This is a genomic window from Streptomyces lusitanus, from assembly GCF_042647945.1.
Classification (GTDB): domain Bacteria; phylum Actinomycetota; class Actinomycetes; order Streptomycetales; family Streptomycetaceae; genus Streptomyces; species Streptomyces pseudogriseolus.
Map to the genome: position 1 here is coordinate 1 of NZ_JBHRWL010000016.1, position 25,748 is coordinate 25,748.

Here is a 25,748-nt window from a genome sequence, read left to right on the forward strand (position 1 = left end):
CAACGGGTGCGGCCATGTGTGAGCCTTCGTGTGACGGTACGGACGGAGCGCCGCGCGGTGGCGGCGTCGACGGCGGCCTGCGCGGCGGCCGGACCGCCCGCGCCGCCCGGCTGACCGGGCTTGCCCTGCGGCTTCTTGCCGCCCTGGGCGACGTCGACGGGCAGCATGACCAGCGCGGTCGTACCGCCGGAGTCGGACGGGCGGAGCTGGATCCGGATGCCGTGGCGCTGCGACAGACGGCCGACCACGAACAGACCCATGCGGCGGGAGACGGAGACGTCCACGGTGGGCGGCGAGGCGAGCCGCTCGTTGATCGCCGCGAGGTCCTCGGGCGACAGACCGATACCGGTGTCGTGGATCTCGATCAGCACCCGGCCGTCGGGCAGGGCGTGACCGGTGACCTTGACCTTGGTCTGCGGGGAGGAGAACGAGGTCGCGTTCTCCAGCAGCTCGGCGAGCAGGTGCACGAGGTCGTTGACGACGCGTCCGGCCACTTCGGTGGACGGCACCGCGGCCAGTTCGATGCGCTCGTACTGCTCCACCTCGGACGCGGCGGCGCGGAGCACGTCGACCAGGGGGACCGGGCGGGTCCACCGGCGGCCGGGCTCCTCACCCGCGAGGACGAGGAGGTTCTCACCGTTACGGCGCATACGCGTGGCGAGGTGGTCCAGCTTGAACAGCGAGGACAGCTGGTCCGGGTCGGCCTCGCGGGACTCGAGCTCGGAGATCAGCGAGAGCTGGCGCTGGATCAGACCCTGGGAGCGGCGCGAGAGGTTGGTGAACATCGCGTTGACGTTGCCCCGCAGCAGGGCCTGCTCGGCGGCGAGGCGGACCGCCTCGCGGTGCACGTCGTCGAACGCCGCGGCCACTCGGCCGATCTCGTCCCGGGAGTGCACACCGACCGACTCGACGGTGGTGTCGACGTCCTGCGGGTCCGACTCGGAGAGCTGCTTGACCAGGTCGGGCAGGCGCTCCTGGGCGACCTTGGTCGCGGTCTCCTCCAGGCGGCGCAGCGACCGGATCATGGACCGGGCCACGACGAAGGCGCCGACCAGGGACACACCGAGCACGATGAGGATCAGCGCACCGGAGATGAAGGCGTCGCGCTCGGTGGCGTTGCGCAGCTCTCGGGCCTTCTGTTCCATCTCCTCGAGCAGCCTGAGCTCGATGTTCTTCATCTGCTGGATCTTGGTGGAGCTGTCGTCCAGCCAGTCCCGGTAGGAGCGCGCGCCCACCGACTGCAGACCGAACTCGGAGGCCACCGCGCGGCCGGCGTACTCGTCGGTCGCCTGGATCGTCGGGTTGCCCTCTTCGATGGGCAGCAGCAGCTCGGCGGCGGAGTCCTCGCCGTAGATGCTCTTGAAGGCGCGGACCTCGGACTTCTGGCTCTCGAGGGCCGACTGCGCGTAGAGCCGGTCGTTCTCGTTGAGATTGCCCTTGGTGGTGTTGCTGGCGGGCAGCGCGGCGGCCAGGACGGCGCGCTGGACCGACGCGTACTCCTTGGCGGCGGAGAAGGACGCCAGGGCACGCGTGCGCTGGATCATGTCGGGGTTGCTGGTCGCCTCCGCCATGTCCTGCGAGAGGTCGATCAGGTTCTCGATCAGGCGGTGGTAGCCCTCGACGGTCTGCGTCGAGTTGTCCTCCTGCTGGAACGCCGTGTTGCGGATCTTGGCGAGCTCGCTCAGGTCGCCGGCCAGCTGGACGAGGTTGTCGCGGACGCCCTTGAGGTTGCCGTCCTTGCTCGCGGCGTCGATCTCCTCGGAGCTGTCGAGGAAGTTCGACATCGCGCGGTCGGTCTTCTCGCGGTAGCCCTTGACCGAGAAGTCCGTGCCCTTGCCGCCGTGCGCGAGCGGACCGGCCGACTGGTCGCGCTCCTCCTGGAGCGCGTGCGCCAGCTCGGTGGCCTGCTTGGTCATGTCCGTCAGCAGCTTCATGTTGTCGAGCTGCTGGATGTCGTCCATCGACTGCTGGATACGCAGCGCGCCGAGCGAGGTGGCCGCGACCACCGGCAGCGCGAGCAGCGACACCAGGCGGGTCGAGATCCGCCAGTTGCGCAGGGCTATTCGCGAACCCGGGCCGGCCGGACCGGCGGGGGCGACCGGCGGAGCTGCGGGTGCGGACGACGCGCCCGTACCGCTGCTTCCGGGCGGGGTCGGTCCCTGGCTCTGGGCGTGCTGGGGCGAGGAGCTGACGGCCTTGGGGCCAGTCCCGCCCTGCGGCTCCGGCTCCGCCGAAGCGCTGCCATCCCTCTTGAAACGTCCCTGCACTAGCGTCGCAACCTCTGAACCAGGCGCCCCTCCGCGTGAACGGCGAGGCACGGTGTCGGCGTCATAGGGGCGCCCTGAATACGCCCCCGTGGTGGTCGTGATGGTCCGGCGCCGGTTCCCCCCATCTCGCCGCCGCTCGGCGCGTGGTCGCGCCCCCTGTGCGCCGGCTCGATCCCTGCGGCGGTCCGTGAGATTCCAGCACAGTGCAGGACCTCCAACAAGGCCCGTGGGCTTACCCGTGACATACGTGACACCCCGTGTCCGCTGGATCACCAGTCGTAGAGCGGGATCTTCGCCATATCGGACATACCGGCGCGGACCGACGGGGTCCGGGGGGTGTCCCAGTCGGCATGATCAGGAGCGGAATGGTCGCTTCAGGGAGTCAATGTCCGATTCCGGTCGCCGTGGAGCGCGCCCGGGATGTCCGGAATGTCATTCCTATCGTGAGGAAACTCACACGGTGATCACGTCTCCCGGCCCCGGGCCGCCGGGAATTGAATGTTTAGCCTGACGCTTTACAGGGACGGCAGAACTGACAACCCGCGCCCGTCCGAGGGTCTTCCCGGCCCCTCGGGGCGCCCGTGAACAGGACAGGGTCAAGTAAACAGTGAAGACGACGACGATGTTCCACAAGATCGCCAACCCGCGGCGCACCACGCTCGCGCACCTCGACGGTGCCGGCGAACTGCAGAAGCCGGTCCAGCAGGAGCACCCCGTCGAACTCCCGGCCCAGACGGCCAACCCCAAGCGCACCATCCTCATGGAGATCCCGGTCACGGCCGGCACCGCGAACTGACAGCGGTGCATACGCGCGGCCGCCGCGAAACGCTCAACGCGCGCCGCGCACCGACGAGGGGCGCCCCGCCGGCCGCGGTGGGGCGCCCCTCGTCGGTGCGCCGGGCCCGGACCCCTGCGCGCTAGCCTGGAGCGTCAGACTCCAGCCGCTTCAGTCAAGGGGACCAGCATCCCGTGCGCATCGCCAGATTCTCCATCGACGGGAACGTCGCCTTCGGCGCGGTCGAGGGCGAGAAGCAGGACGAGCTCGTCCTGGACATCATCAAGGGCATCCCGTTCGCGGACTTCGAGCTCTCCGGCACCAAGGTCCCGGTGAGCAAGGTCAGGCTGCTGCCCCCGGTGCTCCCCAACAAGGTGGTGGCCTTCGGGCGCAACTACGCGGACCACGCGAAGGAGCTGGGCAACGAGGTGCCCGACGCCCCCTTCGCCTTCTTCAAGCCCGCCACCTCGGTCGTCGGCCCCGGCGACGAGATCCAGTACCCCTCCTTCTCCCAGGACGTGCACCACGAGGCCGAACTCGCCGTGGTCATCGGCCGGCTCTGCCGCGAGGTCCCGCGCGAGCGCGTCAAGGACGTGATCTTCGGCTACACCTGCGCCAACGACGTCACCGCGCGCGACGTCCAGAAGCGGGAGAAGCAGTGGGCCCGGGCCAAGGGCTTCGACACGTCCTGCCCGCTCGGCCCCTGGGTGGAGACCGGACTGGACGTCGGGACGGCGTCCGACCTGACGATCCAGCTCACGGTCAACGGCGACCAGCGCCAGCTCGGCCGCACCAGCGAGATGATCCACTCCATCGAGGACCTGGTCGTCAACATCTCCGAGGCCATGACCCTGCTCCCGGGCGACGTCATCCTCACGGGCACCCCGGCCGGGGTCGGCCCCCTGCACGTCGGCGACGAGGTCGCCGTCACCATCGAAGGCATCGGCACTCTCACCAACAAGGTTGTCAAGCGTGGCTAGCGCATCCGGCTCCCCCGTACGCGTCCGTTTCTGCCCCTCGCCCACCGGTAACCCCCACGTGGGCCTGGTCCGCACCGCCCTGTTCAACTGGGCGTTCGCCAAGCACCACGGCGGCACCCTGGTCTTCCGCATCGAGGACACCGACGCGGCCCGCGACTCCGAGGAGTCCTACACCCAGCTGCTCGACGCGATGCGCTGGCTGGGCTTCGACTGGGACGAGGGCCCCGAGACCGGCGGCCCGCACGCGCCGTACCGCCAGTCGCAGCGCATGGACATCTACCAGGACGTCGCGCGCAAGCTGCTCGACGCGGGCCACGCCTACCACTGCTACTGCTCGCAGGAGGAGCTGGACACCCGCCGCGAGGCCGCCCGCGCCGCCGGCAAGCCGTCCGGCTACGACGGCCACTGCCGCGAGCTCACCGGCGCCCAGGTCGAGGAGTACCGGGCGCAGGGCCGTACGCCCATCGTCCGCTTCCGGATGCCCGACGAGCCGGTCACCTTCACGGACCTGGTCCGCGGCGAGATCACCTACCTGCCGGAGAACGTGCCGGACTACGGCATCGTCCGTGCCAACGGCGCCCCGCTGTACACGCTGGTCAACCCGGTCGACGACGCCCTGATGGAGATCACCCACGTCCTGCGCGGCGAGGACCTGCTCTCCTCCACCCCGCGCCAGATCGCGCTGTACAAGGCGCTGATCGAGCTGGGCGTCGCCAAGGACATCCCCGCCTTCGGCCACCTGCCGTACGTGATGGGCGAGGGCAACAAGAAGCTCTCCAAGCGCGACCCGCAGTCCTCGCTCAACCTCTACCGCGAGCGCGGCTTCCTGCCCGAGGGCCTGCTCAACTACCTGTCGCTGCTCGGCTGGTCGCTCTCCGCCGACCAGGACGTCTTCTCGATCGACGAGATGGTCGCCGCCTTCGACGTCACCGACGTCAACCCCAACCCGGCGCGCTTCGACCTCAAGAAGTGCGAGGCGATCAACGCCGACCACATCCGCATGCTCGACGTGAAGGACTTCGCCGAGCGCTGCCGCCCCTGGCTCCAGGCCCCCCACGCCCCCTGGGCGCCGGAGGCCTTCGACGAGGCCAAGTGGCAGGCCGTCGCCCCGCACGCGCAGACCCGCCTCAAGGTGCTCTCCGAGATCACCGACAACGTCGACTTCCTGTTCCTGCCGGAGCCGGTCTTCGACGAGGCGTCCTGGAACAAGGCGATGAAGGAGGGCTCCGACGCCCTGCTGCGCACCGCCCGGGAGAACCTTCAGGCCGCCGACTGGACCTCCGCCGAGTCGCTGAAGGAGGCCGTCCTGGCCGCCGGCGAGGCCCACGGCCTCAAGCTCGGCAAGGCCCAGGCCCCGGTCCGCGTCGCCGTCACCGGCCGCACCGTCGGCCTGCCGCTCTTCGAGTCCCTCGAGGTGCTGGGCAAGGAGAAGACCCTGGCCCGCGTCGACGCCGCCCTGGCGAAGCTGGCCGGCTGACCTCACCCGCCGTGCGGGGGCGGCTCCCGGACGTGTCCGGGGGCCGCCCCCCAGGTGTTCCCCGGTGTTCCCCGGTGTTGCCCGGTGCGCTCCGGCCCGTCCGGGTACGGTCGGTGGCATGGACATCCGCGCCGTGGTCTGGGACGTCGACGACACGCTGTTCGACTACACCTCCGCCGACCGGGAGGGTATGCGCGCCCACCTCGTCGCCGAGGGGCTGCTCGCGGGGTACGGCTCCGTGGAGGAGGGGCTGGCACGCTGGCGGGAGATCACCGAGCAGCAGTGGGCGCGGTTCGCCGCGGGCGAGGTGGACTTCGACACCCAGCGCCGCGACCGCATCCGGGTGTTCCTCGGCCGTGAGCTGACCGACACGGAGGCGGACGACTGGTTCGACCGCTACCTGGTCCACTACGAGTCCGCCTGGAGCCTGTTCCCGGACGTGCTGCCCGTCCTCGACGCCCTCGCCGCCGGCCACCGGCACGCCGTGCTCTCCAACTCCAGCCTGCGCGTGCAGGACCGCAAGCTGCGGGTGCTCGGCGTGCACGACCGGTTCGAGGCGATCCTGTGCGCCGCCGAGCTGGGCGTGTCCAAGCCGGAGCCGGGCGCCTTCCTGGCCGCCTGCGAGGCCCTCGCGCTGTCCCCGGAGCAGGTCGCGTACGTCGGGGACCACCCGGAGATCGACGGCCGGGGCGCCGCCGAGGCCGGGCTGCTCTCGGTGTGGATCGACCGCGCCGGCACCCACGCGGCCCTCGACCCGCCGGCCGGTCCGCGCCGCATCGCGTCCCTCGCCGAACTGCCCGCCCTGCTGCGCGGCGATACTCGTTTTGGAGCGTCGTCGTCCTTCGGGTAATGTTCTTCCTGCGCCGCGGGGAGCGGGCCGGAAGGCCGGAGCCCCGAAGCGCAGAACTAGAACAAAATCCCCCTCGGGGCTTGCGTTCCAGTGGCCTATGGTGTAATTGGCAGCACGACTGATTCTGGTTCAGTTAGTCTTGGTTCGAGTCCAGGTAGGCCAGCTCGCAGAGCTCATCTGCACCGCGGATCTCATCCGCAAAGCCCCCGTTGTGTAGCGGCCTAGCACGCTGCCCTCTCAAGGCAGTAGCGCCGGTTCGAATCCGGTCGGGGGTACAGATCCTTCCCGCGAGGACAGCAAGGGTAGCTCCCACTGTCCTTGATGCAGGATCGCTAGGGCCCCCGTTGTGTAGCGGCCTAGCACGCCGCCCTCTCAAGGCGGTAGCGCCGGTTCGAATCCGGTCGGGGGTACTGACTGGTCTAAACCATCATTGGTCTATGGTGTAATTGGCAGCACGACTGATTCTGGTTCAGTTAGTCTTGGTTCGAGTCCAGGTAGACCAGCAGGATCCGCGGAAACGTGTGATCCACGCCCCCGTTGTGTAGCGGCCTAGCACGCCGCCCTCTCAAGGCGGTAGCGCCGGTTCGAATCCGGTCGGGGGTACGTCGGCGAAAGCCCTCCACTTCGGTGGGGGGCTTTCGGCGTTCCGGGGCGTGTGCCCGGGGACCGGGGAACGGATCCGCCGCGGCGTTGAGGCGGGCCCGTTCCCACGGGGCGGGTTCGGTGGACAGGAGAGGGCGTTCAGGAGCGCCGGAGCGCCTCGGACAGGCGGGCGGCGGCGTCGATGACGGCCTGGGCGTGCATCCGGCCCGGGTGGCGCGTCAGACGCTCGATGGGGCCGGAGACCGAGACGGCGGCCACCACGCGGTTCGACGGGCCGCGCACCGGCGCCGAGACGGACGCCACACCCGGCTCGCGCTCGCCGATCGACTGGGCCCAGCCGCGGCGCCGTACACCGGAGAGGGCCGTCGCCGTGAAGCGGGCGCCCTGGAGGCCGCGGTGCAGCCGCTCGGGCTCCTCCCAGGCCATGAGGATCTGCGCCGACGAGCCGGCCTTCATGGTGAGCGTGGAGCCCACCGGTACCGTGTCCCGCAGTCCGGACAGGCGCTCCGCGGCGGCGACGCAGATGCGCATGTCGCCCTGGCGGCGGTAGAGCTGGGCGCTCTCACCCGTCACGTCGCGCAGGTGCGTCAGCACCGGGCCCGCCGTGGCGAGCAGCCGGTCCTCACCCGCGGCCGCGGCCAGTTCCGCCAGGCGCGGTCCGAGGATGAACCGCCCCTGCATGTCACGCGCCACCAGACGGTGGTGCTCCAGTGCCACCGCAAGGCGGTGGGCCGTGGGTCGTGCCAGTCCGGTGGCACCGACCAACCCCGCGAGGGTGGCCGGGCCGGACTCCAGGGCGCTCAGGACGAGTGCTGCCTTGTCCAGAACGCCGACGCCGCTACTGTTGTCCATGCAACGATACTTGCGTCTCACTCTGTGAAACGCAAGTTCAATTTTCCGTGGAACGCGCCACTCTTGAAGGACGAAGCAACGCGGCCCGTGGACCACCGGGCCTGACGGCGGACGCCCGGTGACAGGGGCGCGGGCGCCGTCCCACAGATCTCTAGTTGGGCCGGAGCGCACTGTGCCGGCCGGAGGGAAAGCGATGGGTAGGACACTCGCGGAGAAGGTCTGGGACGACCACGTCGTCCGGCGCGCCGAGGGCGAGCCCGACCTCCTCTTCATCGATCTGCACCTGCTGCACGAGGTGACCAGCCCCCAGGCCTTCGACGGCCTCCGCAAGAACGGCCGCCAGGTGCGCCGTCTCGACCTCACCATCGCGACCGAGGACCACAACACCCCCACCCTCGACATCGACAAGCCCATCGCCGACCCGGTCTCCCGGATCCAGCTGGAGACGCTGCGCAAGAACTGCGCCGAGTTCGGCGTCCGGCTGCACCCGCTGGGCGACGTCGAGCAGGGCGTCGTGCACGTCGTCGGCCCGCAGCTGGGCCTGACCCAGCCCGGCATGACGGTGGTGTGCGGCGACTCGCACACCTCCACCCACGGCGCCTTCGGCGGACTGGCCTTCGGCATCGGCACCTCCCAGGTCGAGCACGTCCTGGCGACCCAGACTCTGCCGATGGCCCGCCCCAAGACCATGGCGATCACGGTCAACGGCGAGCTGCCCGAGGGCGTCACCGCCAAGGACCTGATCCTGGCGATCATCGCGAAGATCGGCACGGGCGGCGGCCAGGGCTACGTCCTGGAGTACCGCGGCGAGGCCATCGAGAAGCTCTCGATGGAGGCCCGGATGACCATCTGCAACATGTCGATCGAGGCCGGCGCCCGCGCGGGCATGATCGCCCCCGACGAGACGACCTTCGCCTACCTCGAGGGCCGTCCGCACGCCCCCGAGGGCGAGGACTGGGACGCGGCCGTCGCCTACTGGAAGACGCTGAGGTCCGACGACGACGCCGAGTTCGACGCCGAGGTCGTCATCGAGGCCGCCGAGCTGTCGCCGTTCGTCACCTGGGGCACCAACCCCGGCCAGGGCGCGCCGCTTTCCGCGTCGGTCCCCGACCCCGCCTCGTACGAGGACGCCTCGGAGCGGCTCGCCGCCGAAAAGGCCCTGGAGTACATGGGGTTGGAGGCCGGACAGCCGCTGCGCTCCATCAACGTGGACACCGTCTTCGTAGGTTCCTGCACCAACGGCCGCATCGAGGACCTGCGCGCCGCCGCGGAGGTCATCGCGGGCCGCAAAGTCGCCGACGGCGTACGGATGCTGGTCGTCCCCGGCTCCGCGCGGGTGGGTCTCCAGGCCGTGTCCGAGGGCCTGGACGTGGTCTTCAAGGAGGCCGGCGCCGAGTGGCGGCACGCGGGCTGCTCCATGTGCCTGGGCATGAACCCCGACCAGCTCGCCCCCGGTGAGCGCTCCGCCTCGACCTCCAACCGCAACTTCGAGGGCCGGCAGGGCAAGGGCGGACGCACCCACCTGGTGTCCCCGCAGGTCGCCGCGGCCACCGCGGTCCTCGGCCACCTGGCCTCCCCGGCCGACCTCGCCGCCGCCGACCGTACGCCCGCTGGAGTCTGATCAGTCATGGAAGCATTCACCACCCACACCGGCCGGGCCGTCCCGCTGCGCCGCAGCAACGTCGACACCGACCAGATCATCCCGGCCCACTGGCTCAAGAAGGTGACGCGGGACGGGTTCGAGGACGGGCTGTTCGAGGCCTGGCGCAAGGACCCCGAGTTCGTGCTCAACCGGCCCGAGCGCCAGGGCGCCTCGGTGCTGGTGGCCGGCCCCGACTTCGGCACCGGATCCTCCCGTGAGCACGCCGTCTGGGCGCTGCAGAACTACGGCTTCAAGGCCGTGATCTCCTCCCGCTTCGCCGACATCTTCCGCGGCAACTCGCTGAAGAACGGCCTGCTGACGGTCGTCCTCGACCAGAAGACCGTCGACGCGCTGTGGGAGCTCACCGAGGCCGACCCCACCACCGAGATCACCGTCGACCTCGAGGCCCGCGAGGTGCGCGCCGAGGGCGTCAACGCCCCCTTCGAGCTGGACGAGAACTCCCGCTGGCGGCTGCTGAACGGCCTCGACGACATCTCCATCACGCTCCGGAACGAGGCCGACATCGCCGCGTACGAGGCGAAGCGCCCGTCGTTCAAGCCGCGGACGCTCACGGCCTGACCTCCGCGCCCGGCCGAAGTCCTCGACGGAGGTCGACTTTCGGCCACCGCGTCACCCCGCCCGTACCCCCGATCGGACCGATCGGGGGTACGGGCGTCTTCGCACCCGTCCGGCTCCGCGTGCCGTCTTGTGGGCCGCCAACTTGCCACGTTAGGAAGGTGGTTGCCGGGGTACACGTGTCACGTGGCCGTGGATCCCGGGTGTGTGCGGACGGCCGTCCGGCGCGGCAGTTGCCCCCTGCGCAGGCGACAACTCGCCCCAGATGGCACAATCTGTGCATGGAACACGACGGCCAACTCCAGCTCTGTACGGCGGTCGCGGTCCGGCTCAAGGAAGCGCACTCGAGGGTGCGCGCACTGCAAGTCCCGGAGGGCGTACGGATGGCGCTGACCCGGAAGCTGTTGGTCATTACGGCCGCGGCCAAGCACGATCTCGCCGGTGCGGCAAGGCGTCTGGAGCGGTTCCTGGCGGACCTCGACGAGGGACGGATCCCCGACGAGGAACGCTGAACCGGTCGGGACAACCGAGTTCGTTGCGGCACAAGGGTGATTAGCCCGTTTCGTGTTTGATTTGCGGTATATATCTGCCTAACGTGCGAAAAAGCTTGAACACATTCGTTCTGGCGATGTCTCCGAAGGGGAAGACGTGAACAAGGCGCAGCTCGTAGAAGCGATTGCCGACAAGGTGGGCGGCCGCCAGCAGGCCGCCGACGCCGTCGACCACGTACTCGACGCCATCGTCCGCGCGGTCGTCTCGGGGGAGCGGGTCTCGGTCACCGGCTTCGGTTCGTTCGAGAAGGTCGACCGCCCGGCCCGTTACGCCCGCAACCCCCAGACGGGCGAGCGGGTTCGGGTCAAGAAGACCTCCGTCCCGCGTTTCCGCGCGGGCCAGGGCTTCAAGGACCTGGTCAGCGGCTCGAAGAAGCTGCCGCGCGGCGGCGAGGTCGCCGTGAAGAAGGCGCCCAAGGGCAGCCTCACCGGCGGCGCTTCGGCGACGGTGAAGAAGGCCGCGGCGAAGAAGACCACGGCCAAGAAGGCCGCCACCGCCAAGAAGACGGCCGCGAAGAAGACCACGGCCAAGAAGGCCACCGCCAAGACGACGGCGAGCAAGACCACGGCGAAGAAGGCCCCCGCCAAGTCGACCGCCGCGGCCAAGAGCACCGCCGCGAAGAAGACCACGGCGAAGAAGGCCCCGGCGAAGAAGGCGACGGCCAAGAAGGCCCCCGCCAAGAAGTCGACCGCGCGCAAGACCACCGCCAAGAAGACCACCGCCCGCAAGAAGTAGCGGACGCCTCGTCCCCTCCCCCTTCGGGCAAGCGGTACTCACGTGTCGGGCCGGACTCCCCCGGGAGTCCGGCCCGCGGTGCGTCCGGACCCGTCCGGACCCTCACGTCCGCGCTCAGAGGGTCTGCAGCGTCACCAGCGTGATCCGCAGGGACGCGCCCTCGCCCTCCGTCTCCAGCCGCACCCGCTGCCCGGGACGCAGCAGCCGCAGCCCGCCCGCGTCGAACGCCGCAGCGTCGAAGGGGACCGGGGTGCCGTCGTCCAGCAGCACCTGACCGCTGCGGCTGTCGGGGTCGTAGGTGTACGCGGTGGCCTGCATGTGCGGCAGCCTACTGCTGCCCGGCGGTCAGCCGCGCGGCGGCCGCGGCCGTGCGGGGACCCACCCCCAGGGCCAGCGCGGCCCGCAGATCCTCGCCGGTGTCCACGTCCTGCCGTACGGAGTCCACCGACTCGAGCGTGAGCTCCACCGCGCCGGACGCCCGGTGCCGGACGCGGGAATCCACGCCGAATCGCGGACGCAGTTCACGGCCGCGGCTCGCGGCCAGAAAGGTCGTGCCGAGCCCCGCGGAATCCGCGAGAAAGGACCGCGGGAATTCCGCCGCCGCCTCCAGAACCCGCGCCAGTTCCGCCGGGCGCAGCGCCGGCAGATCCGCGTTCAGGGCGGCCACCGGGGCGGCGCGGCGGGCGGCGCCCGCCACCGTCGCGGCATGGACGAGCGCGGCGTTGAGCCCGGCCCGTGGCAGGTCGGGGACGGTGCCGGCGCCCAGCGCCGCCAGTTCCCGGGCGGCCAGCGCGTCGTTGGTGACGACCACCACATCCCGCACCGCCGGGCAGGCCAGCGCGGCCGCCACCGTGTCCTGCGCGAACGCCAGCGCCAGACCCGGCCGCAGACCGTCGTCCGCGGTGTCCGCCAGCCTGCTCTTGGCCTGCGACAGGGGCTTCAGGGGTACCACCAAGGTCCACTGCACGAGTGTTGCGTCCCTCTCTTGTCACGGCCATTGTCACCCGGGGCGGCCGACGGCCGGGGGACCGGGCGTACGGTGTTCTCGACAGACCGGCGGCCCGGGGCGACACTTGTGCGGCCCGCCCGGCCTTGAGGGGGCCGGGACCTGGGCCTGTCGTCGTTAAGAGGAAGGTGTACTCGTGCCGCGCCGCAGAATCGGCTTCTGGTACCGCTTCGCCGCGGTGATCTGCAAACCGCCGCTGGTGGTACTGCTCAAGCGGGACTGGCGCGGAATGGAGAACATTCCGGCCGAGGGCGGATTCATCACCGCGGTGAACCACAATTCGCACATCGATCCTTTGGCCTACGCGCACTTTCAGTACAACACCGGCCGTGTTCCGCGATTCCTCGCGAAGGCCGGGCTTTTCAGCAAGGGATTCGTCGGCGCCGCGATGCGCGGCACCGGGCAGATCCCCGTCTACCGCGAGAGCACCGACGCGCTGAGCGCCTTCCGCGCCGCGATCGACGCCGTGGAGCGCGGCGAGTGCGTCGCCTTCTATCCCGAGGGCACCCTCACCCGGGATCCGGACGGCTGGCCCATGACCGGCAAGACCGGCGCCGCGCGCGTCGCCCTCCAGACCAAGTGCCCGGTGATCCCGGTCGCCCAGTGGGGCGCCAACGAGCTGCTCCCGCCGTACGCCAGGAAGCCGCGGCTGTTCCCGCGCAAGACCAGCAGGGTGCTGGCCGGCCCGCCGGTCGATCTGTCGCGCTTCTACGACCGGGAGATGACACCGGAGCTCCTCAAGGAGGCGACGGAGGTGATCATGGCCGCCGTGACCCGCCTGCTGGAGGACGTCCGCGGCGAGAAGGCCCCCGACACGCCCTACGACCCGCGCGCGGAGCGGCTGGAGCAGCGCCGCCGGACGCACGCACAGCGGCGGCAGGACCGCGCCCCCCGGCAGGACCGGACGCGGGGCGACCGGGCGGCCGTGCCGGAAGAGGGGCTGGGCACATGAGCACGCCGGTCAAGGCGGCCGTCTTCGGCACCGGATCGTGGGGGACGGCCTTCGGCATGGTCCTCGCCGACGCCGGCTGCGACGTCGTCCTGTGGGGACGGCGCCCCGAACTCGCCGAGGCGGTCAACTCCACCCGCACCAACCCCGACTACCTGCCCGGGGTGGAACTCCCCGAGAACCTGCGGGCCACCTCGGACGCCGCCGAGGCCGCGCGCGGCGCCGACTTCACCGTCCTCGCGGTGCCCTCGCAGACGCTGCGCGGCAACCTCGCACAATGGCGGGACCTCCTCGCGCCGCACACGGTGCTGGTGTCCCTGATGAAGGGCGTCGAACTCGGCTCCGCGATGCGGATGAGCGAGGTCGTCGAGGACGTCGCCAAGGTCGGCCGGGAGCGGATCGCCGTGGTGACCGGCCCCAACCTGGCCCGCGAGATCGCCGCCCGGATGCCGGCCGCCGCCGTGGTCGCCTGCACCGACGAAGAGGTCGCCCGGCGGCTCCAGACCGCCTGCCACACCCCGTACTTCCGGCCGTACACCAACACCGACGTCATCGGCTGCGAGCTGGGCGGCGCGGTGAAGAACGTCATCGGTCTCGCCGTCGGCATCGCGGACGGCATGGGCCTGGGCGACAACACCAAGGGCTCGCTCATCACCCGCGGTCTCGCCGAGACCACGCGGCTCGGCGTCGCGCTCGGCGCCGACCCGCTGACCTTCTCCGGACTCGCGGGCCTGGGCGACCTGGTGGCCACCTGCTCCTCGCCGCTGTCCCGCAACCACACCTTCGGCACCAACCTCGGCAAGGGGCTGACCCTCCAGGAGACCATCGCGGTCACCAGGCAGACCGCCGAGGGCGTCAAGTCCTGCGAGTCGGTGCTGGACCTGGCACGCCGGCACGGCGTCGACATGCCGCTCACCGAGACGGTCGTCGGGATCGTGCACGAGGGCAAGCCGCCTCAGGTGGCCCTGAAGGAACTGATGTCGCGCAGCGCGAAGCCCGAACGACGCTGAGCGACGGCCGGACGGCGGCCGGGCGGCGGCCCCCTCCGTTCGGCCCACGCACGGCGTTGCGGGCGCTGTGACCCGGCTCCGGCAGCGGGTACGCTCGTCGCGATATGAGCACCGAGAACCTCCCCCAGAGCCCCGAGTCGCCGTCGCGCAAGCCGCGTGTGGCCGTCGTGTTCGGCGGGCGCAGCTCCGAGCACGGGATCTCCGTGGTCACCGCCGGCGCCGTCCTCAAGGCCATCGACCGGACCAGGTACGACGTCCTGCCGATCGGCATCACCCAGGACGGCCGGTGGGCGCTCACCGCCGACGAACCGGAACGCATGGCGATCGCCGAGCGCCGCACGCCCAGCGTCGACCAGCTGGCCGAGTCCGCGGAGGGCGCGGTGGTGCTCCCCGTCGACCCCGCGGACCGCGAAGTCGTCTACAGCGAGCCGGGATCGGTGCCCAAGGCACTCGGTGAGGTCGACGTGGTCTTCCCGGTGCTGCACGGCCCCTACGGGGAGGACGGCACCCTCCAGGGGCTGCTCGAACTCTCCGGCATCCCCTACGTGGGCTGCGGGGTGCTGTCCTCGGCCGTCGGCCAGGACAAGGAGTACATGAAGCGGGTGTTCACCTCCTTCGGGCTCAAGGTCGGCCCGTACCTGGTGATCCGGCCGCGCGAGTGGGAGCGGGACGAGGCGGCGGCCCGCAGGCGGATCGTCGACTTCGCCGGCGAGCACGGCTGGCCGCTGTTCGTGAAGCCCGCCCGGGCCGGCTCGTCCATCGGCATCACCAAGGTCGACGGCCTGGCCGGACTGGACGACGCGATCGCCGAGGCGCAGCGCCACGACCCGAAGATCATCGTCGAGGCGGCGCTGCGCGGACGCGAGATCGAGTGCGGCGTGCTGGAGTTCGAGGACGGGCCGCGCGCCTCGCTGCCCGCCGAGATCCCGCCGCCGGACGCGCACGCGTACTACGACTTCGAGGCCAAGTACATCGACTCCACGCCCGGCATCGTGCCGGCGCCGCTGACCGACGAGGAGACCGCCGAGGTGCGCCGGCTCGCGGTCGAGGCGTTCGACGCGGCCTCCTGCGAGGGCCTGGTCCGCGCGGACTTCTTCCTCACCGAGGACGGCGAGTTCGTGATCAACGAGATCAACACCCTGCCCGGCTTCACGCCCATCTCGATGTACCCGCAGATGTGGCAGGCGACCGGCGTGAGCTACCAGGAGCTCGTCGACCTGCTGATCCGGGCGGCGCTGCGCCGGTCCACCGGACTGCGCTGAGTAACCGGACCGCGCTGAGCACCGGACCGCGCTGAACGTCCGGAGCAGCGCCGAGCCGCACCCCGCACGCGCGTCAGGAGGCGATCCCCTCGGGGATCGCCTCCTTCACGGCCGGGGCCAGGTCGATCAGCACGCCCGTGCTGTCCCGCCCGTCGGTCACCTCGACCTCGACGTACGCCTCGCGGTTGGCGGTGGTGAAGTGCTGGACGCCGTCCTCCCGCCGCTCCATCAGCCAGTCGACGCCGTTGACGCCGCCGGGCACCGCGTCGGCGTCCTGGCCGTTGGCCACCTTCGGATCGGTCATCTTCGGCGGCCGTTCGACACCGCACCGCAGTATGATCGCCACGCCGCCCCAGCCCGAGGTCAGTTCGGACGCGGGTTCGGGGTCGTCGCGGCTCTCACCGTCCACCGTCGCCGGCAGGACCTTGTCCAGGTTCTGACACAGCCCGGTGACCTTCGCGTCCGGGCTGGGAACCGCCGCGGACACGCTGTCGTCTGCTGAGGAGCAGCCCGCGACGGTGATCAGCACCGCGAGTGCGGAGCAAACGGCGTGCCGGTGGCGGAAGGAGTTCACCGGCACAGGGTAGACGGGGGCTACAGATGCACCACCGGGCAGGTCAGGGTGCGGGTGATGCCGTCCACCTGCTGGACCTTGGCGACGACCATGCGTCCCAGGTCGTCGACGGTGTCGGCCTGGGCGCGCACGATGACGTCGTAGGGACCCGTCACGTCCTCGGCCTGGACGACTCCAGGGATCTTGCCGATCAGATCGGCGACGGTCGACGCCTTGCCGACCTCCGTCTGGATCAGGATGTACGCCTGTACCACGGAACCTCCAGGGCGGCCACGAGGATCATGTGGGGAAAAGGAACGCCACGGTATCGCGTCGCCGCTCGTCGCGGGGAGACCTGCGGGAACCGGGGTGTGCGCGCCGGGGTACAGGCACGGCAGAAGTTGACGGTCGGTTCGACCGTATCGAGGACCGGGACGACCCGCGACCGGGCACGGACAGGGATGGAAGGGGCGCAAGGGACATGAAGGGCACTGTTGGTGAGCTCGGGGAGTTCGGGCTCATCAGGGAGCTCACCTCCCGTCTCACCACCACCCCGGCGGTCCGGGTCGGCCCCGGCGACGACGCCGCCGTGGTCTCCGCGCCCGACCGGCGCGTCGTGGCCAGCACCGACGTCCTGGTCGAGGGGCGCCACTTCCGCCGCGACTGGTCCACGGCCTACGACGTCGGCCGCAAGGCCGCCGCCCAGAACCTCGCCGACATCGCCGCCATGGGCGCCGTGCCGACGGCCCTGCTGCTCGGCCTGGTCGTGCCCGCCGAACTGCCGGTGACCTGGCCCAGCGAACTCATGGACGGGCTGCGCGACGAGTGCCAGGTGGCCGGCGCGGCCGTCGTCGGCGGGGACGTCGTCCGCGGCGACACCATCACCGTGTCCATCACCGCGCTCGGCGACCTGCGCAACCAGGAGCCCGTCACGCGGGGCGGGGCGCAGCCCGGCGACATCGTCGCGGTGACCGGCTGGCTCGGCTGGTCCGCGGCCGGGCACGCGGTGCTCTCCCGCGGCTTCCGCTCCCCGCGCGCCTTCGTCGAGGCGCACCGGCGCCCCGAGCCGCCGTACCACGCGGGTCCGGCCGCCGCCGCGCTGGGTGCGACCGCCATGTGCGACGTCAGCGACGGACTGATCGCCGACCTCGGGCACATCGCCGAGTCCAGCAAGGTCCGCATCGACGTCCGATCCGGCGCGATCGACATCCCCTCGCAGATGAACGACATCGGGCAGGCCGTCGGCGTCGACCCCATGCAGTGGGTGCTGACCGGCGGCGAGGACCACGCGATCGTGGCCACCTTCCCGCCGGACGTGAAGCTGCCCGCCCGCTGGAAGGTCATCGGGGAGGTGCTCAACCCGTCCGCGCTGCCGCAGGTGACGGTGGACGGGGCACCCTGGACCAGCCAGGGCGGCTGGGACCACTTCGGGGACATCGAGTCATGAGCGCGCCGCCCCGGGTGCTCACGGTGGCCGGCTCCGACTCCGGCGGGGGAGCGGGCATCCAGGCCGACCTGAAGACGATGCTGGCGCTCGGCGTGCACGGGATGAGCGTGCTGACCGCGGTGACCGCGCAGAACTCCCTCGGCGTGCAGGGCGCCTGGGAACTCCCGGTGGAGGCGGTACGCGCCCAGTACCGCAGCGTCGTCGACGACATCGGGGTGCAGGCGGTCAAGACCGGCATGCTCTCCTCGGCCGAACTCGTGGAGACGGTGGCCGACTTGCTCGCCGGCACGGACGCGCCGGCGGTCGTCGACCCGGTGGGCGTCTCCAAGCACGGCGACCCGCTGCTGGCGGCGTCCGCGCTGGACTCCGTCCGCACGAAGCTGCTGCCGGTGGCCACCGTGGTCACGCCGAACCTGGACGAGGTCGCGCAGCTCACCGGCGTACGGGTGGCCGCCGAGCGGGACATGCGGCGGGCCGCGGCGGCCGTGCTGGAGTTCGGCCCGCGCTGGGTGGTGATCAAGGGCGGGCACCTGGCCGGCGCCGAGTCCGAGGAGGCCGTCGACCTCCTCACGGACGGCACGGAGGAACACTGGCTGCGCGCCCCCCGCCACGACAACCGCCACACCCACGGCACCGGCTGCACCCTGGCCTCCGCGATCGCCTCGTACCTCGCCCTGGGCCGCTCGGTCCCGGAGGCGGTGACGGCGGCGAAGACGTACGTCACCGGGGCTCTGGCATCGGGCTTCGCCCTGGGCGGGGGGATCGGCCCCGTGGACCACGGCTGGGCGCTGCGACGCGAGGAGCCGTAGGACACCTGGACGGGCGCCGGCGGGCCTTGCCGTCTGCGGGCATGCGTGCTGCTTGGGGCGGTACGGGTGGGCGCGGGCGGTACGTCGGCGCGTGGCGGAGTCGGGCTGACGCCTGGGTGCGGGGCGGGGGCGGGTGTGTTCGGTCGCTTCCCTGGTCCGGGCCGCGTGGGGGCTCGCTCGGCCCTGCCGTCTGCGGGCAGTCGTGCCGCTTGGGGCGGCACGGGTGGGCGCAGGCGGCACCTCGCCACGCGGCCGAGCCCGGCCGACGCCCGGGTGCGCGCCGGGCGCGGATGGCGTGATCGGACAGGGTTCGTGACAACCGCTGCCTTCATCGCGCCGGGCGGACCGCACTCAGGGACGCGTCACCCGGCCGTCAGGCCCACCGTGTGCCGGGCACAGGAACCCTCGGGCCCTCACCCAGCCGGGAACAGCAAAAAGCCGGCCCACCCTGAGGTGGACCGGCCCGTTGCGGCGATACCGGCTGTGGCCGCGCGCTCAGCGAATGCGTCAGCGCGAGACCTTGCCGGCCTTGATGCACGAGGTGCAGGCGTTCACGCGCTTCGGCGTCCCGCCGACCACGGTACGCACACGCTGGATGTTCGGGTTCCAGCGGCGGGACGTACGGCGGTGCGAGTGCGAGATGTTGTTGCCGAAGCCCGGCCCCTTGCCGCAGACGTCGCAGTTGGCAGCCACGGGTCACTCCAAAGACTTCAGATGCACTTACGGTTGATCCCGGCAGGCCGGGATCCAGATCCAGGACTCGAGGAGCCGGCGGATCTGAGTGGCGTTGCCAGGGGGAGACGCCCGATCGGATCGGGCAACCGGAGCAGCATACAACGGCTGCACCCGTAGAACGAAACTAGCATGCCAGCTCACGGGCCCGCCTGCGGCCCTCTTCCGGCGGGCGGGGGCCCACCGTCTACGCTGCGTGCCACGTCCAGCAGCTCGAGGAGGCGCAGGTGCCGCAGGTGCCGCAGACGTTCGATGCTCTCGCGGTGCGTGCCTGGTGCGGTCTCGCGCTCGACGCGCTCGGACGGGCCCGCGAGGAGATCGACGCGATCAACGTCTATCCCGTGGCGGACGGCGACACCGGCACCAACCTCTATCTGACCCTGGAGTCGGCGGCCACGGCCGTGGAGGCGGTGTTCGCGGGTCACGAGGCCGGCGGCACGGATTCCGGCGCCACGGGTCCCGGCGGCAGGGATCCCGGCCCCACCCTGGCCGACGCGGTGCGCGCGATGGCGCACGGCGCGCTGATCGGCGCGCGCGGGAACTCCGGGACGATCCTCGCCCAGCTGCTGCGCGGCATGGCCCAGGTGCTGGCCGGCGACGACGCCCCGGCGCACGCCGACGGACGGGGCCTCGGGCTCGCCCTGCGGCACGCGGCCGACTCCGCCCGGCAGGCGGTGGCGCACCCCGTGGAGGGCACGGTCCTCACCGTCGCCTCGGCCGCCGCCGACGCGGCCGGTGACGTCGACGGCGACTGCGGTGCGGTGGCCCGCGCCGCCCACGAGGGCGCCCGCGCGGCGCTCGCCGAGACCCCGGACCGGCTGGACGTCCTGCGCCGCGCGGGCGTGGTCGACGCGGGCGGACGCGGCCTGGTGACCGTCCTGGCGGCGCTGGTGGAGACGCTCACGGGGGAGACGCCCCGGGGCACGGCGGGACGCGTAACCGGCCTCCACGCGCGCGGCGAGGCCCTGCACGCGCGCGTCGAGGCGGCGCACACATCCCCCGCACCCTGCGCGGACGCCCCCGCCACATCCGAGGCCGGGAGCCCCGCCTTCGAGGTGATCTACCTGCTGGAGGCCGAGGACGCGGCGGTCGCGCGGCTGCGGGAGCGGCTCGACGCCCTCGGCGACTCACTCGTCGTCGTCGGCGGCGACGGCCTGTGGAACGTCCATGTGCACGTCGACGACGCCGGCGCCGCCGTGGAGGCGGGCGTCGAGGCGGGGCGGCCGTACCGCATCCGGATCACCCACTTCGGCGCCGGGGACGCGCACGCCGGCGGGGCCGAGCGCACGCCCGCCGAGCGCGTCCAGCGTGCCGTGGTGGCCGTGGTGCCCGGCGAGGGCCTGGCGGCCCTGTACGCGGAGGCCGGCGCCACGGCCGTACTCGCCCGGCCCGGCGAACCGCCCGCGAGCGGCGAGCTCGTCCAGGCCGTACGGCGCGCCCACGCGCGCGAGGTGGTGCTGCTGCCCAACGACGCCGAGCTGCGCCACACCGCCGCCGCGGCCGCCGAACAGGTACGGGCGGAGGGCGTGCGGGTGGCCCTCATCCCCACCCGCTCCGCGGTGCAGGGCATCGCGGCCCTCGCGGTGCACGAGCCGGAGCGCCGCTTCGACGAGGACGTGGTGGCGATGACCTCCGCCGCTGGGGCGACCCGCTACGCCGAGGTCACCGTCGCCGAGCGGCAGTCCTGGACCATGGCCGGCATCTGCCAGGCCGGCGACGTCCTCGGCCTGGTCGACGGCGACGTGGCGGTCATCGGCCAGGACCTCACCGACACCGCCCTGGCCGTCCTGGACCGCATGCTCGCGGCAGGCGGCGAGCTGGTCACCCTGGTGGTCGGCGACGGCGCCCCGGAGTCCGTCGCGGAGCGCCTGGAGGCCCGGGTGCGCGAGGGCTACCTGGCCGTCGACACGGTCGCCTACCACGGCGGCCGGCAGGGCTCCGTCCTGCTCATCGGCGTCGAGTGACCCGGCCGCCGTCCGGCGCCGACCGGGGAGGCGGCCACCGGGGAGGCGGCCCGCCGTCCCCGCTCTGTCAGTGGAGTGGTGTCCAATGGATGCCGTGCCCGCACTGGACGAACCACTGAAGAAAGTGCTCGGCCCCGCCACCGCGAAGGTGATGGCCGAGCACCTCGGCCTGCACACCGTCGGCGACCTGCTGCACCACTACCCACGCCGGTACGAGGAGCGCGGCCAGCTCACCCACCTCGCCGACCTGCCGATGGACGAGCACGTCACCGTGGTCGCGCAGGTCGCCGACGCCCGGCTGCACACCTTCGCCTCCAGCCGCGCCCCGCGCGGCAAGGGCCAGCGCCTGGAGGTGACGATCACCGACGGCAGCGGCCGGCTCCAGCTGGTCTTCTTCGGCGCCGGTGTCCACAAGCCGCACAAGGAACTCCTGCCGGGCACCCGCGCGATGTTCGCCGGCAAGGTCTCCGTCTTCAACCGCCGTCTCCAACTCACCCACCCGGCCTACGAGTTGCTGCGCGCCGACTCAGAGGAGGCCGTCGAGACCTGGGCCGGCGCCCTGATCCCGCTCTACCCGGCCACCGCCAAGCTGGAGTCCTGGAAGATCGGCAAGGCGATCCAGACGGTCCTGCCGAGCGCCCAGGAGGCCGCCGACCCGCTCCCTCAGACCCTGCGCGAAGGCCGCGGGCTGGTCCCGCTCCCCGAGGCCCTGCTCAAGATTCACCGCCCGCACACCAAGGCGGACATCGAGGAGGCCCGCGCCCGCCTCAAGTGGGACGAGGCGTTCGTCCTCCAGGTCGCCCTCGCCCGCCGCCGGCACGCCGACGCGCAGCTCCCGGCCGTGCCCCGCCGCCCGCGGCCCGACGGCATCCTGGCCGCCTTCGACGACCGCCTCCCCTTCACCCTCACGGAGGGCCAGCGGAAGGTCTCCGAGGAGATCTTCGCCGACCTCGCCACCGACCACCCCATGCACCGCCTGCTCCAGGGCGAGGTCGGCTCCGGCAAGACCCTGGTCGCCCTGCGCGCCATGCTCGCCGTCGTCGACGCGGGCGGACAGGCCGCGATGCTCGCGCCCACCGAGGTGCTCGCCCAGCAGCACCACCGCTCGGTCACCGAGATGATGGGGGAGCTGGCCGAGGGAGGGATGCTCGGCGGCGCGGAGAACGCCACCAAGGTGGTCCTGCTCACCGGCTCCATGGGCGCCGCCGCCCGCCGCAAGGCCCTGCTCGACCTGGCCACCGGCGAGGCCGGCGTCGTCATCGGCACGCACGCGCTGATCGAGGACAAGGTGCAGTTCCACGACCTCGGCCTGGTGGTCGTGGACGAGCAGCACCGCTTCGGCGTCGAGCAGCGCGACGCCCTGCGCGGCAAGGGCAAGCAGCCGCCGCACCTGCTGGTCATGACGGCCACGCCCATCCCGCGCACGGTCGCCATGACCGTCTTCGGCGACCTGGAGACCTCCGTCCTGGACCAGCTCCCGGCCGGCCGCTCGCCCATCTCCAGCCATGTCGTCCCGGCCGCCGACAAGCCGCACTTCCTCGCCCGTGCCTGGGAGCGGGTGCGCGAGGAGGTCGGCAAGGGCCACCAGGCGTACGTGGTGTGCCCGCGCATCGGCGACGAGGAGGACGGCGCCAAGGCGAAGAAGAAGACCCCGGAGGACGAGGCGGAGAAGCGGCCCCCGCTCGCCGTCCTGGACATCGCCGAGCAGCTCGCGCGGGGTCCGCTGGCCGGACTGCGCGTGGAGGTGCTGCACGGCAGGATGCAGCCCGACGACAAGGACGCCGTGATGCGCCGGTTCGCCGCCGGCGAGGCGGACGTCCTGGTGGCCACCACCGTCATCGAGGTCGGGGTCAACGTCCCGAACGCCACCGTGATGGTGATCATGGACGCCGACCGCTTCGGCGTCTCCCAGCTGCACCAGCTCCGCGGCCGCGTCGGCCGCGGCTCGGCCCCCGGACTGTGCCTGCTGGTCACCGAGATGCCCGAGGCGAGCCCCGCCCGCCGGCGGCTGACCGCGGTCGCCTCCACCCTCGACGGCTTCGAACTCTCCCGCATCGACCTCGAACAGCGCCGCGAGGGCGACGTGCTCGGCCAGGCCCAGTCCGGCACCCGGTCCAGCCTGCGCATGCTCGCCGTCATCGACGACGAGGAGGTCATCGCCGAGGCCCGCGAGGAGGCCACCCGGATCGTCGCCGCCGACCCGGACCTGGAGCGCCTGCCCGCCCTGCGCACGGCGCTGGACGCCCTGCTGGACGAGGAGCGTGAGCAGTACCTGGAGAAGGGCTGACACACTGGGGACCGGCCACCGGCCGACCTGTTCGCAGGAACACCACCGACAAGGACCGAGGACATGACCCGCGTGATCGCCGGCGCGGCCGGCGGACGCCGCCTGGCCGTCCCGCCGGGCCAGGGCACCCGCCCCACCTCCGACCGGGCGCGCGAAGGGCTCCTCTCCACCTGGCAGTCGCTGCTCGGCGGCCCCCTCGACGGCGAACGCGTCCTCGACCTGTACGCCGGCTCCGGCGCCGTCGGCCTGGAGGCCCTGTCCCGCGGCGCCGGACACGTGCTGCTCGTCGAGGCCGACGCCCGCGCGGTGCGCACCGTCCGGGAGAACGTGAAGGCGCTCGGCCTCCCCGGCGCCGAGGTGAGGCCGGGCAAAGCGGAACAGATCGTGCGCACCGCGCCCCCGGAGCAGCCGTACGACGTCGTCTTCCTCGACCCGCCCTACGTCGTCCCGGACGGCGATCTCCGGGAGATTCTGCTCACACTCCGCTCCGGGGGGTGGCTCGCCGACGACGCCCTCGTCACCGTGGAGCGCAGCACCAGAGGCGGGGAATTCGCCTGGCCGCCGGGTTTCGAGGCGCTCCGGGCCCGTCGCTACGGCGAGGGAACGTTTTGGTACGGTCGCGCCGCCTCTACGTGCGAAGACGCACGATGACCGGACCGGAGAGCGAGGAATCACCAGTGCGCCGCGCCGTATGTCCCGGGTCCTTCGACCCGATCACCAACGGACACCTCGACATCATCGCCCGGGCCTCCCGGCTGTACGACGAGGTCTACGTCGCGGTGATGATCAACAAGTCCAAGAAGGGCCTGTTCGAGATCGAGGAGCGGATCGACCTGATCCGCCGTGTCACCGCCGAGTACGGCAACGTCCGGGTCGAGGCCTTCCACGGCCTTCTCGTCGACTTCTGCAAGCAGCGCGACATCCCCGCCATCGTCAAGGGCCTGCGCGCGGTCAGCGACTTCGACTACGAGCTCCAGATGGCCCAGATGAACAACGGCCTCTCGGGCGTGGAGACCCTGTTCGTCCCCACCAACCCCACCTACAGCTTCCTGTCCTCCTCGCTCGTCAAGGAGGTCGCGGCCTGGGGCGGTGACGTCTCCCACCTGGTGCCCGCCGAGGTGCTGACGGCGCTCACCGAACGCCTGCGCAAGGACTGAACACGCCCCCGCGGCAGGGGCGGAGGGGGCGTCCGGTGTCCACCGGACGCCCCGTGGCCGTACAGTCGTCCCGTCCGTCTCCAACACAGCTGTAGAGAGTGGCGAGCACACGGTGGACGTGCAGAAGAAGCTGGACGAGATCGTCGCCGCGGTCTCCAGTGCCCGGTCGATGCCCATGTCGGCGTCGTGCGTGGTCAACCGCGCCGAACTGCTCGCCATGCTCGACGAGGTGCGCGCGGCGCTGCCCGACTCCCTCGCCCAGGCCGAGGAGTTGATCGGCGGCCGGGAGCAGATGGTCGAACAGGCCCGTCAGGAGGCCGAGCGGATCATCTCCGAGGCGCACGCCCAGCGCGGCTCGCTGGTCGCCGAGACCGAGATCGCCCGCCGCTCCCAGGCCGAGGCCGACCGGATCCTCGCCGAGGCCCGCCAGGAGGCCGAGGAGATCCGCGCGGAGGCCGACGACTACGTCGACTCCAAGCTCGCCAACTTCGAGGTCGTCCTCACCAAGACGCTCGGCTCCGTCGGCCGCGGCCGCGAGAAGCTGCTCGGCACCGGCCCCGGCCTGGACGAGCAGGGCTACGAGGACGAGGACGCCCCCGAGCGCAGCCACGACCCGGAGACCCTGCGCCGCGACGCCGACGCCTACGTCGACGTCAAGCTCGGCGCCTTCGAGGCGGTGCTCGCCAAGACGCTGGAGGCGGTCGGCCGCGGCCGGCAGAAGCTGCACGGCCGGATCGCCACCGACGACCTGGGCGCGCTGGCCGACGACACCAGCACCGTCCAGCACTCCAGCGACGCCGACTACCTCGCCGACCTGGCGTCCCTCGCCGAGCAGGACGCCCAGGGCGGCCGCAGGACCGACCAGCAGCAGCCCCAGCAGCCGCCACAGCCCCAGCAGCCTCCGCAGCCGCAGACACAGCCGTACGCCCAGCCGGAGCCGGCCTACGGCTACGCGCAGCAGGCCGACCCGTACGCCGGCTACCAGCAGCAGTACGGCGGCGCCCAGGACCCGTACGCCCAGGCCGGCGGCTACGCGCAGCAGCAGGCCGACCCGTACGCGGCCTACCAGGGCTACGACGCCCAGCAGGCGTACGACCCCGCCCAGGCCGCCCCGCACGTGCCGCAGCAGGCCCAGCAGGGGTACGCGCTGGACGAGACGAGCCTGTTCGACACCAGCATGATCACGCCCGAGCAGCTCGAGGCGTACCGGCGCGAGCGGGGCCTGTAGGGGCGGATTGGGCCAAGAGCGAAAGGTCCAGTATC

General features: G+C 71.8%; 25 protein-coding genes and 5 tRNA genes. 23 read left to right on the forward strand and 7 right to left on the reverse strand.

From position 1 onward, the window contains the following. The coding region (locus tag ACFOSY_RS23015) for a sensor histidine kinase (protein WP_394309917.1) at window positions 1-2,267 on the reverse strand (2,267 nt) is incomplete at its 3' end. Window positions 2,268-2,874: 607 nt separating this feature from the next. On the opposite strand from ACFOSY_RS23015, the gene ACFOSY_RS23020 reads away from it, so the two are divergent. The 9 genes from ACFOSY_RS23020 (at window position 2,875) to ACFOSY_RS23060 (ending at window position 6,952) form a co-directional block, all read left to right on the forward strand. Continuing rightward, window positions 2,875-3,063 (forward strand): hypothetical protein, encoded by a 189-nt coding sequence (locus ACFOSY_RS23020; protein ID WP_394310060.1) that lies wholly within the window; start codon window positions 2,875-2,877, stop codon window positions 3,061-3,063. Window positions 3,064-3,236: 173 nt separating this feature from the next. Next, window positions 3,237-4,022, forward strand: coding sequence for a fumarylacetoacetate hydrolase family protein (locus ACFOSY_RS23025; protein WP_394309920.1), 786 nt, complete (start codon window positions 3,237-3,239; stop codon window positions 4,020-4,022). Beyond that, the gene (gltX, locus tag ACFOSY_RS23030; protein WP_394309922.1) at window positions 4,015-5,499 is read left to right on the forward strand and encodes a glutamate--tRNA ligase; all 1,485 of its coding nucleotides are present in this window, start codon (window positions 4,015-4,017) and stop codon (window positions 5,497-5,499) included. The genes ACFOSY_RS23025 and gltX overlap by 8 nt, the downstream gene beginning before the upstream one ends. Window positions 5,500-5,617: 118 nt before the next feature. Then, entirely contained in the window at window positions 5,618-6,349 is a 732-nt protein-coding gene (locus ACFOSY_RS23035) for an HAD family hydrolase (protein ID WP_394309924.1), read from the forward strand. 91 nt (window positions 6,350-6,440) lie between these two features. After that, window positions 6,441-6,512: transfer RNA gene (locus tag ACFOSY_RS23040), tRNA-Gln, on the forward strand. A gap of 39 nt (window positions 6,513-6,551) precedes the next feature. Further along, window positions 6,552-6,624 (forward strand) — tRNA-Glu (locus ACFOSY_RS23045). Window positions 6,625-6,686: 62 nt separating this feature from the next. Further along, window positions 6,687-6,759, forward strand: a tRNA-Glu gene (locus ACFOSY_RS23050). A gap of 21 nt (window positions 6,760-6,780) precedes the next feature. Then, window positions 6,781-6,852, forward strand: a tRNA-Gln gene (locus tag ACFOSY_RS23055). Window positions 6,853-6,879: 27 nt separating this feature from the next. Then, a tRNA-Glu gene (locus tag ACFOSY_RS23060) sits at window positions 6,880-6,952 on the forward strand. 138 nt (window positions 6,953-7,090) lie between these two features. On the opposite strand, the gene ndgR is transcribed toward ACFOSY_RS23060, so the two are convergent. After that, on the reverse strand, window positions 7,091-7,804 hold the full coding sequence (gene ndgR / locus ACFOSY_RS23065) for an IclR family transcriptional regulator NdgR (RefSeq protein ID WP_394309926.1): 714 nt from the start codon (window positions 7,802-7,804) through the stop codon (window positions 7,091-7,093). 193 nt (window positions 7,805-7,997) lie between these two features. Between ndgR and leuC the strand changes: the two genes are divergently transcribed. The 4 genes from leuC (at window position 7,998) to ACFOSY_RS23085 (ending at window position 11,309) form a co-directional block, all read left to right on the forward strand. Continuing rightward, entirely contained in the window at window positions 7,998-9,425 is a 1,428-nt protein-coding gene (gene leuC, locus ACFOSY_RS23070) for a 3-isopropylmalate dehydratase large subunit (protein WP_394309928.1), read from the forward strand. Window positions 9,426-9,431: 6 nt separating this feature from the next. Then, a complete protein-coding gene (leuD, locus tag ACFOSY_RS23075; RefSeq protein WP_394309930.1) occupies window positions 9,432-10,025 on the forward strand; it encodes a 3-isopropylmalate dehydratase small subunit in 594 nt (197 codons plus the stop codon). 278 nt (window positions 10,026-10,303) lie between these two features. Further along, window positions 10,304-10,534 (forward strand): SCO5555 family protein, encoded by a 231-nt coding sequence (locus ACFOSY_RS23080; protein ID WP_031065334.1) that lies wholly within the window; start codon window positions 10,304-10,306, stop codon window positions 10,532-10,534. A gap of 136 nt (window positions 10,535-10,670) precedes the next feature. After that, window positions 10,671-11,309 (forward strand): HU family DNA-binding protein, encoded by a 639-nt coding sequence (locus ACFOSY_RS23085; RefSeq protein ID WP_394309932.1) that lies wholly within the window; start codon window positions 10,671-10,673, stop codon window positions 11,307-11,309. Between the two features lie 114 nt (window positions 11,310-11,423). Here the strand turns inward: ACFOSY_RS23085 and ACFOSY_RS23090 are convergent, their stop codons facing one another. After that, window positions 11,424-11,627 (reverse strand): hypothetical protein, encoded by a 204-nt coding sequence (locus ACFOSY_RS23090; RefSeq protein WP_006130482.1) that lies wholly within the window; start codon window positions 11,625-11,627, stop codon window positions 11,424-11,426. 10 nt (window positions 11,628-11,637) lie between these two features. After that, complete coding sequence (gene cofC / locus ACFOSY_RS23095; protein ID WP_394309935.1) at window positions 11,638-12,276, reverse strand: 2-phospho-L-lactate guanylyltransferase; 639 nt, start codon at window positions 12,274-12,276, stop codon at window positions 11,638-11,640. A 175-nt stretch (window positions 12,277-12,451) separates the two neighbouring features. Here cofC and ACFOSY_RS23100 point away from each other — a divergent pair, with 175 nt between their 5' ends. The 3 genes from ACFOSY_RS23100 (at window position 12,452) to ACFOSY_RS23110 (ending at window position 15,536) form a co-directional block, all read left to right on the forward strand. After that, window positions 12,452-13,267, forward strand: a complete 816-nt coding sequence (locus tag ACFOSY_RS23100; protein WP_394309937.1) for a lysophospholipid acyltransferase family protein — start codon at window positions 12,452-12,454, stop codon at window positions 13,265-13,267. After that, window positions 13,264-14,274 (forward strand): NAD(P)H-dependent glycerol-3-phosphate dehydrogenase, encoded by a 1,011-nt coding sequence (locus tag ACFOSY_RS23105; RefSeq protein WP_394309939.1) that lies wholly within the window; start codon window positions 13,264-13,266, stop codon window positions 14,272-14,274. Before ACFOSY_RS23100 ends, ACFOSY_RS23105 begins: the two co-directional genes overlap by 4 nt. Before the next feature lie 104 nt (window positions 14,275-14,378). Continuing rightward, window positions 14,379-15,536, forward strand: a complete 1,158-nt coding sequence (locus ACFOSY_RS23110; RefSeq protein ID WP_394309941.1) for a D-alanine--D-alanine ligase family protein — start codon at window positions 14,379-14,381, stop codon at window positions 15,534-15,536. A gap of 73 nt (window positions 15,537-15,609) precedes the next feature. Here the strand turns inward: ACFOSY_RS23110 and ACFOSY_RS23115 are convergent, their stop codons facing one another. Continuing rightward, entirely contained in the window at window positions 15,610-16,110 is a 501-nt protein-coding gene (locus ACFOSY_RS23115; RefSeq protein ID WP_394309943.1) for a DUF3515 domain-containing protein, read from the reverse strand. 20 nt (window positions 16,111-16,130) lie between these two features. Next, window positions 16,131-16,364 carry an Lrp/AsnC family transcriptional regulator gene (locus ACFOSY_RS23120; RefSeq protein ID WP_004983019.1) on the reverse strand — a complete coding sequence of 78 codons (234 nt, stop codon included), beginning with the start codon at window positions 16,362-16,364 and terminating at the stop codon, window positions 16,131-16,133. A 206-nt stretch (window positions 16,365-16,570) separates the two neighbouring features. On the opposite strand from ACFOSY_RS23120, the gene ACFOSY_RS23125 reads away from it, so the two are divergent. Together ACFOSY_RS23125 and thiD are read left to right on the forward strand one after the other, a co-directional pair. Further along, window positions 16,571-17,536, forward strand: coding sequence for a thiamine-phosphate kinase (locus ACFOSY_RS23125; RefSeq protein ID WP_006130474.1), 966 nt, complete (start codon window positions 16,571-16,573; stop codon window positions 17,534-17,536). Then, window positions 17,533-18,345: a bifunctional hydroxymethylpyrimidine kinase/phosphomethylpyrimidine kinase gene (thiD, locus tag ACFOSY_RS23130; protein ID WP_394309947.1), complete on the forward strand. Its 813-nt coding sequence runs from the start codon at window positions 17,533-17,535 to the stop codon at window positions 18,343-18,345. The genes ACFOSY_RS23125 and thiD overlap by 4 nt, the downstream gene beginning before the upstream one ends. Before the next feature lie 507 nt (window positions 18,346-18,852). On the opposite strand, the gene rpmB is transcribed toward thiD, so the two are convergent. Continuing rightward, the gene (gene rpmB / locus ACFOSY_RS23135; RefSeq protein ID WP_003993230.1) at window positions 18,853-19,038 is read right to left on the reverse strand and encodes a 50S ribosomal protein L28; all 186 of its coding nucleotides are present in this window, start codon (window positions 19,036-19,038) and stop codon (window positions 18,853-18,855) included. A gap of 266 nt (window positions 19,039-19,304) precedes the next feature. On the opposite strand from rpmB, the gene ACFOSY_RS23140 reads away from it, so the two are divergent. The 5 genes from ACFOSY_RS23140 (at window position 19,305) to ACFOSY_RS23160 (ending at window position 25,713) form a co-directional block, all read left to right on the forward strand. Then, window positions 19,305-21,041 carry a DAK2 domain-containing protein gene (locus ACFOSY_RS23140; RefSeq protein WP_394309953.1) on the forward strand — a complete coding sequence of 579 codons (1,737 nt, stop codon included), beginning with the start codon at window positions 19,305-19,307 and terminating at the stop codon, window positions 21,039-21,041. A gap of 85 nt (window positions 21,042-21,126) precedes the next feature. After that, on the forward strand, window positions 21,127-23,328 hold the full coding sequence (gene recG, locus ACFOSY_RS23145; RefSeq protein ID WP_394309955.1) for an ATP-dependent DNA helicase RecG: 2,202 nt from the start codon (window positions 21,127-21,129) through the stop codon (window positions 23,326-23,328). Between the two features lie 63 nt (window positions 23,329-23,391). Further along, complete coding sequence (rsmD, locus tag ACFOSY_RS23150; RefSeq protein ID WP_394309957.1) at window positions 23,392-23,979, forward strand: 16S rRNA (guanine(966)-N(2))-methyltransferase RsmD; 588 nt, start codon at window positions 23,392-23,394, stop codon at window positions 23,977-23,979. A gap of 26 nt (window positions 23,980-24,005) precedes the next feature. Further along, window positions 24,006-24,485: a pantetheine-phosphate adenylyltransferase gene (coaD, locus tag ACFOSY_RS23155; RefSeq protein ID WP_394310053.1), complete on the forward strand. Its 480-nt coding sequence runs from the start codon at window positions 24,006-24,008 to the stop codon at window positions 24,483-24,485. Between the two features lie 112 nt (window positions 24,486-24,597). Further along, a complete protein-coding gene (locus tag ACFOSY_RS23160; RefSeq protein ID WP_394309959.1) occupies window positions 24,598-25,713 on the forward strand; it encodes an ATP synthase F0 subunit B in 1,116 nt (371 codons plus the stop codon). The last annotated feature ends 35 nt before the right edge of the window (window positions 25,714-25,748 follow it).